Source organism: Serratia sp. CY43202 (assembly GCF_052168755.1).
Taxonomy (GTDB): domain Bacteria; phylum Pseudomonadota; class Gammaproteobacteria; order Enterobacterales; family Enterobacteriaceae; genus Serratia; species Serratia bockelmannii.
Map to the genome: position 1 here is coordinate 404,042 of NZ_JBJNMB010000002.1, position 9,683 is coordinate 413,724.

Below are 9,683 nucleotides of genomic sequence, written 5' to 3' on the forward strand. Positions count from 1 at the left end.
AACGCGCTGAGCGTCACCGCTCTGTGGAGGCTACCCTGTGTTAAGATTGGGGGGTACCCTTGGCGAATCGGCGCCATTCAGGAGGTCTTTGCGATGAGTCAGTCACGTCCTACGCTCTCTTCATCTTCACGCGAATGCCCTGTCGTTGACGGCGTGCGCCAGATACAACGTATTGCCGTGCGTAATGCCGAAGTGGGAGGTATCCCGATCAATCGTGCGTTGCCAACTCGGGAGCGGCGCACCGTCGGCGCCTGGTGTTTTCTCGATCACGCTGGACCGACGGTATTCAACGGCACCTCGCCCGGCATGGATGTGGGGCCGCATCCGCACATCGGGCTGCAAACGTTCACCTGGATGATAGAGGGTGAAGTGCTGCACCGTGACAGCCTCGGCAGTGAGCAAGTGATTCGCCCAGGGCAGGTTAATCTGATGACCGCAGGGCGTGGCATTGCGCATACGGAACAGTCGGTGGGCGAGCAGCGGCGATTGCATGCCGCACAATTATGGATCGCGCTGCCGGCCGAACATGCCGACATGGCGCCACGTTTCGATCACTATCCTGACTTGCCACAATGGCAGAATAACGGCGTGAATCACCGTTTGTTGGTCGGGGAGTTTGGCGCTTATCGTTCACCGGTGTTTGCTTTCTCGCCACTAATTGCCATTGATATGGAGTGGCAGGAAGCGGCGAGGATAGAATTGCCGCTGCGCGATGATTATGAAATCGGCTTTTTGCCCCTTATTGGTGCATTTGAACTTAATGGTGAAACTTTTTCACCTGATGAGTTTGCCTATTTGGGCATGAAGAATAACTCTATTGGGTTAAATGCACGGAAGGGCAGCCGGGGATTATTAATCGGTGGAGTGCCACTAAACGAAGAGATCCTTATCTGGTGGAATTTCGTTGGCCATACCAAAGCTGAAATTACTCAGGCTCAGCATGATTGGGAGCAAGAGGCGCCGCGTTTCCCGGCGGTTGACGGTTATTCTGGTGAGCGCATGACCGCGCCACGCCTGCCCTGGAGCGATGTTTGATAGCGTTAGGATATAATCGCCGCGGTTATTCGGCTTATTTCGCTCTAATAAGACGTAATTAATGTGATCGCGGCTCCAGCTTTAGGACAATATAAGGTTTCTCGGCGGAAAAGTGATCTGGCGCATATAATGACAACGAGAAGAAGTTTAGGATAATCCTCAGGAAGTCAGGTTGTCTCCCGTTAGTCAGATGTCAGTGAGGTCATTATGAGCCAGGTACTCTATCGTGCAAGACTGTCCCATGTCGTGGTTGCCACGGCGTTGTTTTGGGTCTCTGTCGCGGCATTGTTGGTCGCCGTATTAAACTAACCTCAAAAAATGACTCCTGCATAAACCCGCTTCGGCGGGTTTTTTTATCTCTATCGATGGGGAGGTGAGAGGCGGCGTTTATAATTGACGACATCTTCAATAAACGACAGGGATCATCATGAAGCTCTTTGCCGATATTTTGTTGCTGCTCATCGCAGCGCTCCATCTTTATATCCTGGTGTTGGAAATGTTCCTGTGGCGTACGCCACTCGGCAGACGCGCATTTGGCACGACGGCGGAGTTCGCTGCAGCCACGCGGGTGTTGGCCGCCAATCAGGGGTTGTACAACGGCTTTCTGGCGTTGGGGTTGGCATGGAGCTACTGGCGTGAGGATATGGCGCTGCAGCTGTTTTTTCTCGGGTGTGTGCTGGCGGCCGGCGTATTCGGCGGCCTGAGCGCCAGCCGTAAAATTCTCTGGGTGCAGGCTCTGCCGGCCGCGATCGCGATACTGGCGGTCTGGGGAACGCGTTAACCCGCCGGTTTACGGCGGGCTTCAGGCGGATTTTTGATGAATGACGTGCAGCGGCGGATCGATGTGCAGATCGACGCTCAAATCCTGGCGAAAATCATAGGGCGTGATATTAAAACGCTTTCTGAACATGTAGGTGAAGTGGGACTGTGAACCGAAGCCAAAGTCCAGGGCGATATCGAAGATCGACGCTTCACTGCTGCGCAGTTGATAGACCGCGCCGGCCAGACGGCGTTCGCGAATGTATTTGCCGAGCGAAATCCCTGTCGCTTCTTTGAACAGCTTCTGCATGTGCCACAGCGAGTAGCCGGAGTACTCGGCCAACTCTTCGAGATGGATCACTCGTCCGAGGTGAGTTTCGACCCATTTGCTGAGGGCGCAGACCAATGAGAGGTGGTGTTCTTGTATCATCAGTGCGTCAGTGTGAGACCTACATAGCGGTGAAGTATACACAACTTGCCGCCGTGGACAAAAACGCCACCGATGACCGGGGGGGATTATTCGGAAAAACCGTTGAACCGCCGCTTGTCAGCAGAAAGGAAAAACGGCTAATCTGAGACTGTCGCCGCCGCGGTGGGGGACGGAAAGAAGGCCACAGCAAGTAACCGCCAAAACAGAGTCAGCCGTAACAACTCAACGTTGATGGGGTGATCGCATGTTAATGACAGTGATTATTACTCTGGTTGTAATCGTGGGCGTCGGCGCTTTTATGGCGATGCCGGTGATGAGCATGAAAAATGCGGAAAGTGTGGGAGGTGAAGAGCCGTGAGAGCAAGAGACATTGCACGCCGCTGAGCGGGGCGTTCGCTAATCGGGAAAGCCTGGGTCAGAAACCCGGGCTTTTTGTTGCGCGGGCGCTCAAACGTTTTTCCGCTCGACGGTTTCCTCTCCCCAATAAAGCTGGTCGGCGGTGGTTTTGGCAAAGGCCTTCTCCAGTGCTTCATCGCTGCCTTCTTCCCAGATTTTCTGCGCCAACACTTCGTCGTTCCCTGCCAGCTCAAAAATGGCTTCGGCGATTTCCACCGAAGTTTCACGCACTGTCGCCCAGGATTTCACATTGTGATTCGCCATAACTTTCTCCTGTTGGTTGTGGCTTATGGGTGGTTTTTGCCACCGTCATGCTGCAAGTATAGGCTAATCCGACGCGGGCTTTTGCCCGGCGGTGCGCAGAAGGGGAAAAAAACGGGGAGAGCGGGCAATGGCGCGGACGCCGTGCTATTCTGTGCGGCGTTTGAATCAAGAGGGAAAATTATTATGTCTGACATGCTGAGCAACGAGCAGGAACTGGCCTCCGATCTGGTCGCTTGCCAACTGGTCATCAAACAGATTTTGGACGTTATCGACGTGATTGCGCCGACCGAAGTGCGCGACAAGATGGCGGGTCAGCTAAAAAGCATCGATTTCTCCACGCACCCGGCAGGTGCCGATCCGGTGACACGCCGAGCGATTGACAAGGCGATTGCGCTGATCGAGATGAAATTCACCCGCAGCTGAGGCGGGGCCGCCGCAAAGCGACGGCGTCGGGCGGTGGCGGTTAATCCACCACCGTTTCGATTTTCTTGAACAACGGGCAGTCGGCTACGCCGATGAAACCGTTGTCGCCATTCACGTACTGGGCGATCGCCACGTTGCGCGCCGTCAGGTATTTGCACTGCAATCCCAACCCGCCAACGTTTTTGTTGCTGCCGATCAGCACGCCGTAACCCGAGATCAAAAAACCGCCGTAAATGACCGCTAGCACCAGTACCCACTTAATCAATTTGCTCATTGCGCTTCCTCATTATCCCTGAGGGTTCATCTAGCCATGACTGCCGCGCGACGACAAGGGTAACAGTCTGAAAACCGGGCAATAGCCAGAAATCTAAACGGAAAGTTAAACTTCGTTTAACTTCGCTGTGATAACATGCGCGATAGATTACCCAGATAACAATGAGGCTGCTAAATTTGTTGCGAAAAAAAATCCTCGTGATAATGACGGCCGTCGCTGCCTGCCTGTTTTTCTACCTGCTGGCGCTGGATAGCTATTGCGACGACGGTGGAAATTTTGCGTTGGGCATCTGTTCGGTGACCCGCTTCGTGCCCTGGTAAGCAATTTTCGGTAGGGATGTTCGCACGGCCGCCGCGAGTGCTAAGATGGCGGCCTGAATTTCGCAGTAGATAGGGTTGTCCATGTACGATTTAGGTTTTGGCCAGAACGGCCTGTTGTCGCTGGCGCTCGCCGTTGTGGCATTGTTGGCCGGGCTGTGGGTTTGGTTCCTGGTGAACCGCGCCAGTGTGCGCGCCAACGAGCAGATTCGCCTGCTGCAGGAAATTGCCGAGCAACAACGCCAGCAAACGGCGCTGTTGAAGCGTTTGGCGCACAGCGCAGGCGCTGACGGCGCCGCTGCGGCTGACGACGACGATCTCAGCCCCGCGCTGGATTTCAAAGGTTTTATCCCCGAACGTTGAGCATGATGCTCCGGCCGGCGGCAGCGTCGCCGGGGCGTTTCAGTAAAACACCATGCCCTGATACGGTTTTTCCCGGCATGCCGCCAGGCGGCTGGCCAGATCGCCGGCATGGATCTCCAACTGATGCCCATCGGGATCGAGAAAGTAGAGCGATTCGCCTTCGCTGCGATTGCTTTTCCACTCTTCGACGCCGGCCTGGCGCAGCCGCTCGCTGACCCGTTCAATGTGTTCCGGCGCGACGCTGAAGGCGTAATGGGTGTAATCACGCTCCCGTGGTTGCATGCGGGCCTCATCCAATGACAGACACAGCCACAACGCCCCCAACGACAGATAGGCGCCGCCTTGCCAGCGGGCGTGAGGGGTAAACCCCAACAGATGACGATAAAAATCGAAGCTGCGATCGAGATCGCTGACGGCGAGCGTCAGGTGGTTGAGGCCGGTCAACATGCGTGCGTTTCCTGGGCGCTAAACAGAGGAAAAGTGTACGCAGAAGGGGAGAAAAGTTAAAGGGAGCAAAACATTAGTTCAGATAATGTGAAAACCGGCGGCACTGTCATAAAACTGTCTTACAGACATCGTAATGTAGCGCGAACCTTACGAAAGATGGATGAAGCCGATGATTAAATGGTACGAAGAAAGCGATGCCGAAGTGAACCGCAGCATCGCGCTGCTGACCGGAGAGAACCCGGACAAGTGGTATCCCTACGGTGGCGTGAAAGGTAAAGATTACTGCAAGAATCCCTCCGATGCCTGGCCGATCATTTGCGCCAACAAAATCAGTCTGAACCCCGACAACCAAAGCGACAGCCCGCAGTGGCAGGCGCGCATGAGCACCCAGGGCGGTGAATGGCAGGCGGACAGCGCCAGCCCGCTGCGCGCGGCGATGATCTGCTTCCTGATGAGCCGGCAGGCTAACTGAGTCGAACAATACCGGTGATTGGTAAGAGTTTCTCCTTTTTCTAATAACAGAGCTGTCGTTGGCGGAGGCTGTTTATGAAGCGCATTATCAAAGGTGATAAAAACTTGTCTCATCTGGTGATTGCCCATGCGGCGATCGATCGTCATGCCGAAAGCTTTGGCCAGCGTCGTCAGGGTTGGCCCTCGACCTACCTGATAAAATATCAAAACGATCGCGTGGCGGTGGAAGTGGTCACGCGTCGCCAATCTTATGTCGCCACGCTGATGATAGGCGCGCGCAACCTGACCAAACTGTGCGGCATGCCAGGCTGAACGCCGCCATTTCACGCTTTCTCACGGTTAAAAAATCGCGCTCCGCTACGCCGTCTCGGGGCGCTTCTCCTTGATGCTCACGGGGTTAAGTGTTAAAAAGCCGCCCGCAGATACATTTATTGATTGGTGAAATCTTGGCCGATAACGGCAAGGGTGTACGCCATATGAGGATAAGATGGGCGGTCAGCATCAGGATACTCCGCTAAAACGCGGCTTAAAAAACAGACATATACAGCTTATTGCCCTCGGGGGCGCCATCGGTACCGGTTTATTTCTCGGCATTGCGCAAACCATCAAGATGGCCGGCCCCGCCGTGCTGTTGGGCTACGCCATCGGCGGTTTTATCGCGTTTTTGATCATGCGCCAGCTGGGCGAAATGGTGGTGGAGGAGCCGGTCGCCGGATCTTTCAGCCACTTTGCCTATAAGTATTGGGGCGACTTCGCCGGCTTTCTTTCCGGCTGGAATTATTGGGCGATGTTCATTCTGGTCGGCATGGCGGAATTGACCGCCGTCGGCATCTACATTCAGTACTGGTGGCCGGAGATCCCCACCTGGGCCTCCGCCGCGCTGTTTTTCGTGCTGATCAACCTGATTAACCTGGTAAATGTGCGCCTGTATGGCGAAACCGAGTTCTGGTTCGCCATCATCAAGGTGGTGGCGATTGTCGGCATGATCGTGTTCGGCGCCTGGCTGTTGGCGAGCGGCAACGGCGGGCCACAGGCCAGCATCACCAACCTGTGGCAGCAGGGTGGCTTTATGCCGCACGGCTTCTCGGGGCTGGTGATGGCGATGGCGGTGATCATGTTCTCGTTCGGCGGCCTGGAAATGGTCGGCATCACCGCGGCGGAGGCCGCCGATCCGCGTCGCAGCATTCCTAAAGCCACCAATCAGGTGGTGTACCGCATTCTGATCTTCTATATCGGCTCGCTGACTGTGCTGCTGTCGCTCTATCCGTGGGGGCAAGTGGTGGAGGGCGGTAGCCCGTTCGTGTTGATCTTCCATGCGCTGAACAGCAATCTGGTGGCAACCGTGCTCAACGTGGTGGTATTGACCGCCGCGCTGTCGGTTTACAACAGCGGTGTCTACGCCAACAGCCGCATGCTGTTTGGGCTGGCCAGCCAAGGCAATGCACCGAAGGCGCTGACGCGCGTTAACAAGCGCGGCGTGCCGGTGCTGTCCATCGCGCTGTCGGCGTTGATTACTTCGATCGGCGTGCTGATTAACTACCTGATGCCCGGTAAGGCGTTCGAGTTACTGATGGCGCTGGTGGTTTCAACGTTGGTCATCAACTGGGTGATGATCTGCCTGGCGCACCTGAAATTCCGCGCTGCCAAGAACCGCCAGGGCGTCATTCCCAGCTTTAAGGCGCTATGGTATCCGTTCGGCAACTACCTGTGTCTGGCGTTCCTCGGCCTGATTCTGGTGATTATGTATTTCAGCGAAGGGATCCGTATTTCGGTGCTTTTGATGCCGCTGTGGGTTGCGGTGCTGTGGTGCGGGTTTATGCTGACGCGCCGCAAAGACGCCAAGCGTTAATCTGTTTGCTGCGGAGGCGTATGGCGCGCCTCCGCTTCTCTTCTCGTTAGCCGCGCGGCATAAAGGCGCGCCCCTCTCCGTGCCCCCGCCCCAGCAGTTTCCGGCACAGCAACAGCAGAGTACTGATCACGTCGATGGCAACCACGCTGAGCATCAGCAGGGTCAACATGAAGAATCCGAGCAGCGAACCGCCCAGCAGCACCAGCGGTGCAGGTACGCGCAGACGGCGCAACTTCATGGCGAAATACATTTTCCAGTATTGCTTCTGCGCCAGCAGCGCGCTGCGAATACGGCGCCCCAGGCTTGAGCCTGATTTGCGGGATGTAGAACGACTCATAACTTCTCCTTTTCTGTATGCCCTACAAGTCAATCACAAAGATCTTAAGAGAGTCTTAACGGGCTCTTGGCGGCCCTGGCTGTCTCACCGGAGTGAGACAACAGCATACGGCAAAAGGTCCCGAGATGCAGCGCACGGCTGACAAAGTGCGAGCTTCATCGGGTTTGTTACACTGAAAGTCATGCCCGTGCAGGGCGCAGTGGTCGGGAGAAAAGGCTGGATGAAAAGAATCAACCGTTATTACGACGCGGCCAAGGCGCATCATACGCCGGAGGGATTTCGCAACCTGGAACCTTCGCGGCGTCAGGAGGGGGACCTTCAACGTTGGCAAGATGAACGCAAGCGCCAGGGATTGCCCAAGCCGCCGCAGCAGGGTTACGCACAATTTACCGAACGCTGGTGGCAGCCTGCCGATCTCAGCGGCAACGACGACAGCGTCTGGTGGTTGGGGCATGCCTCGATGCTGCTGCGGTTGAGCGGGCGTTATATCCTGATCGATCCGGTGTTGTCCGAACGTGCATCGCCACTGAGCTTTTACGGCCCGAAGCGCAGAACGCCGCCGCCCCTGACGGTGGAGCAACTGCCGGCGGTGGATGCGGTACTGATCTCCCATAACCATTATGACCACCTTGACAGGCGCACGGTGCGGCAATTGGCGCGGCGTTTCCCTCAGGCCGAGTTCATCGTGCCGCTCGGCTTGAAGCGCTGGTTCCGCCGTTATCGGCTGAAGGTGCATGAGCTGGACTGGTGGCAAAGTCTGCCGTTGGGCGAGCTGACGGTCTACGCCACGCCGGCGCGGCACTGGAGCATGCGCACGCTGTGGGATCGCAATCGCTCACTGTGGTGTGGATGGGTGATCCACCATCCGGGGCTGCGGTTTTATTTTTCCGGCGACAGCGGTTATTCGGAACGGCTGGCGGAGATTGGTCAACGGCTGGGGCCGTTCGACGTGGCGGCGCTGCCCATCGGCGCCTACGCACCGCGCTGGTTTATGCAGGAGCAGCATATGGATCCGCAGCAGTCGGTGACGCTGTACCGTCAACTCAATCAGCCGCGCGCCATTCCCATCCATTGGGGGGTATTCGAATTGGCGGATGAGTCGCTGGACGAACCGCCGCAGCAGTTGAATCTGGCGCTGAGTGAGGCGGGGCTTGAACAGCATCAATTCCACCCGCTGAAGATTGGCGAGCGCATCGCGTTGCAGGATTCTCAGCAAGCGTGGTCTCTTCGCCCTGCGGTACAGAGGAAAGAATAAGAGCAACGGTTTGAAAGCGCGGCAGTAATTAGCAAAATTGATAAGTGCGGGTGGTGATTCAAATAACCACCCGATCTTCAGGATTTAATTCAACGCCACACTTTTGCTATTCATAAGATTATTCCGGTTATTCGGACTGATGGTTTTCGGATTATTTAGGATGAAGCCACTGGCCAGCGGGAGAGGCGTCTGGACGTTGCATGCTTATGCAACCGTTGTGCAGGACGGTAACATCATCGCCCGCCTGTGTGCTGCTCCTGCTCGCGCGGTGTGGCGGCAGGGCTGAAGGCTGATGATGATGCGTTTTCGACGGTAAAGGGGCGGAGCAGCGATGAATAAATTGGCCCCCGTTCATCGATATTCAAATGTTGCATATCAAATTCCATAAAGATTCAAATTTTTTAACGCTATAAGCGGCAAAAAAGCGAAAATGACGAGACGGACATGCGACAAAACGATGAAAGTTTTGTTAAAACTCCACCAGAATGCGGGGTCTGGTGCGGTGGTTTTAGCAAGCAGAAAATAGCCGATGCTTCAACATCTTTTGGCCTATTTAAGCAAATGTGGCTCTCGACCGTTTCAAATATGTGCGACATGTCGTTCAGTGATTAAAAATGGCTTGCCATCGCATACAGAGTATGTGATAACGCATCTGGGTAAAACGAGGTACAGTTCTGTATATGTGTGGCATTTTCAGTAAAGAAGTTCTGAGTAAAGACGTTAGCGTTGAATACCGCTTCTCTGCCGATCCTTATCTTAGTGCCTCAAGCAGTAACGACTCTAGTTTGTCTATGTAACGCCCACGGGCGGTTTAAACAATCCAAAGGAAATACTCAAGATGGCAAAGATCAAAGGTCAAGTTAAGTGGTTCAACGAGTCTAAAGGTTTCGGTTTCATCACCCCGGCTGACGGCAGCAAAGACGTGTTCGTACACTTCTCTGCAATCCAGGGTAACGGCTTCAAAACCCTGGCTGAAGGCCAGAACGTTGAGTTCGAAATCCAAGATGGCCAGAAAGGCCCATCTGCAGTAAACGTTACTGCTATCTAATCAGCGTCAGCTGTA

General features: G+C 55.2%; 16 protein-coding genes. 11 read left to right on the top strand and 5 right to left on the bottom strand.

Annotated elements, in window-relative coordinates:
* Positions 1-93 precede the first annotated feature (93 nt).
* Positions 94-1,035 (top strand): pirin family protein, encoded by a 942-nt coding sequence (locus ACJ8J5_RS03720; RefSeq protein WP_049203954.1) that lies wholly within the window; start codon positions 94-96, stop codon positions 1,033-1,035.
* A gap of 427 nt (positions 1,036-1,462) precedes the next feature.
* The gene (locus ACJ8J5_RS03725; protein WP_025303172.1) at positions 1,463-1,816 is read left to right on the top strand and encodes a DUF1304 domain-containing protein; all 354 of its coding nucleotides are present in this window, start codon (positions 1,463-1,465) and stop codon (positions 1,814-1,816) included.
* A gap of 21 nt (positions 1,817-1,837) precedes the next feature.
* On the opposite strand, the gene ACJ8J5_RS03730 is transcribed toward ACJ8J5_RS03725, so the two are convergent.
* Together ACJ8J5_RS03730 and ACJ8J5_RS03735 are read right to left on the bottom strand one after the other, a co-directional pair.
* Positions 1,838-2,224 carry a helix-turn-helix domain-containing protein gene (locus ACJ8J5_RS03730; RefSeq protein WP_004927697.1) on the bottom strand — a complete coding sequence of 129 codons (387 nt, stop codon included), beginning with the start codon at positions 2,222-2,224 and terminating at the stop codon, positions 1,838-1,840.
* Positions 2,225-2,671: 447 nt separating this feature from the next.
* Positions 2,672-2,884, bottom strand: coding sequence for a YccJ family protein (locus tag ACJ8J5_RS03735; protein ID WP_004927694.1), 213 nt, complete (start codon positions 2,882-2,884; stop codon positions 2,672-2,674).
* Between the two features lie 183 nt (positions 2,885-3,067).
* Here ACJ8J5_RS03735 and ACJ8J5_RS03740 point away from each other — a divergent pair, with 183 nt between their 5' ends.
* Positions 3,068-3,307, top strand: a complete 240-nt coding sequence (locus ACJ8J5_RS03740) for a DUF2766 family protein (protein WP_025303170.1) — start codon at positions 3,068-3,070, stop codon at positions 3,305-3,307.
* Positions 3,308-3,347: 40 nt separating this feature from the next.
* On the opposite strand, the gene ACJ8J5_RS03745 is transcribed toward ACJ8J5_RS03740, so the two are convergent.
* On the bottom strand, positions 3,348-3,581 hold the full coding sequence (locus tag ACJ8J5_RS03745; protein ID WP_004927690.1) for a YobH family protein: 234 nt from the start codon (positions 3,579-3,581) through the stop codon (positions 3,348-3,350).
* 161 nt (positions 3,582-3,742) lie between these two features.
* Here ACJ8J5_RS03745 and ACJ8J5_RS03750 point away from each other — a divergent pair, with 161 nt between their 5' ends.
* Entirely contained in the window at positions 3,743-3,901 is a 159-nt protein-coding gene (locus ACJ8J5_RS03750; RefSeq protein ID WP_004927688.1) for a PhoP/PhoQ regulator MgrB, read from the top strand.
* A gap of 81 nt (positions 3,902-3,982) precedes the next feature.
* The gene (locus ACJ8J5_RS03755; protein ID WP_025303169.1) at positions 3,983-4,261 is read left to right on the top strand and encodes a YebO family protein; all 279 of its coding nucleotides are present in this window, start codon (positions 3,983-3,985) and stop codon (positions 4,259-4,261) included.
* A gap of 39 nt (positions 4,262-4,300) precedes the next feature.
* Here ACJ8J5_RS03755 and fos read toward each other — a convergent pair whose 3' ends face one another.
* Positions 4,301-4,708: a fosfomycin resistance glutathione transferase gene (gene fos / locus ACJ8J5_RS03760; protein WP_025303168.1), complete on the bottom strand. Its 408-nt coding sequence runs from the start codon at positions 4,706-4,708 to the stop codon at positions 4,301-4,303.
* A gap of 169 nt (positions 4,709-4,877) precedes the next feature.
* On the opposite strand from fos, the gene ACJ8J5_RS03765 reads away from it, so the two are divergent.
* The 3 genes from ACJ8J5_RS03765 (at position 4,878) to ACJ8J5_RS03775 (ending at position 7,028) form a co-directional block, all read left to right on the top strand.
* Positions 4,878-5,180, top strand: a complete 303-nt coding sequence (locus ACJ8J5_RS03765) for a phage protein NinX family protein (protein ID WP_004927682.1) — start codon at positions 4,878-4,880, stop codon at positions 5,178-5,180.
* A 74-nt stretch (positions 5,181-5,254) separates the two neighbouring features.
* A complete protein-coding gene (locus ACJ8J5_RS03770) occupies positions 5,255-5,491 on the top strand; it encodes a DUF4060 family protein (protein WP_025303167.1) in 237 nt (78 codons plus the stop codon).
* 175 nt (positions 5,492-5,666) lie between these two features.
* Positions 5,667-7,028 (top strand): amino acid permease, encoded by a 1,362-nt coding sequence (locus ACJ8J5_RS03775; protein WP_043143564.1) that lies wholly within the window; start codon positions 5,667-5,669, stop codon positions 7,026-7,028.
* Positions 7,029-7,074: 46 nt separating this feature from the next.
* Here ACJ8J5_RS03775 and ACJ8J5_RS03780 read toward each other — a convergent pair whose 3' ends face one another.
* Entirely contained in the window at positions 7,075-7,365 is a 291-nt protein-coding gene (locus ACJ8J5_RS03780) for a hypothetical protein (RefSeq protein ID WP_033640076.1), read from the bottom strand.
* Positions 7,366-7,585: 220 nt separating this feature from the next.
* Here ACJ8J5_RS03780 and ACJ8J5_RS03785 point away from each other — a divergent pair, with 220 nt between their 5' ends.
* From ACJ8J5_RS03785 to cspE, 3 genes are all read left to right on the top strand, one after another.
* Entirely contained in the window at positions 7,586-8,620 is a 1,035-nt protein-coding gene (locus tag ACJ8J5_RS03785) for an MBL fold metallo-hydrolase (RefSeq protein ID WP_043143568.1), read from the top strand.
* A 680-nt stretch (positions 8,621-9,300) separates the two neighbouring features.
* Entirely contained in the window at positions 9,301-9,417 is a 117-nt protein-coding gene (locus ACJ8J5_RS03790) for a DUF2627 domain-containing protein (RefSeq protein WP_002211058.1), read from the top strand.
* A gap of 41 nt (positions 9,418-9,458) precedes the next feature.
* Positions 9,459-9,668 carry a transcription antiterminator/RNA stability regulator CspE gene (gene cspE, locus ACJ8J5_RS03795; RefSeq protein ID WP_002221949.1) on the top strand — a complete coding sequence of 70 codons (210 nt, stop codon included), beginning with the start codon at positions 9,459-9,461 and terminating at the stop codon, positions 9,666-9,668.
* Positions 9,669-9,683 lie beyond the last annotated feature (15 nt).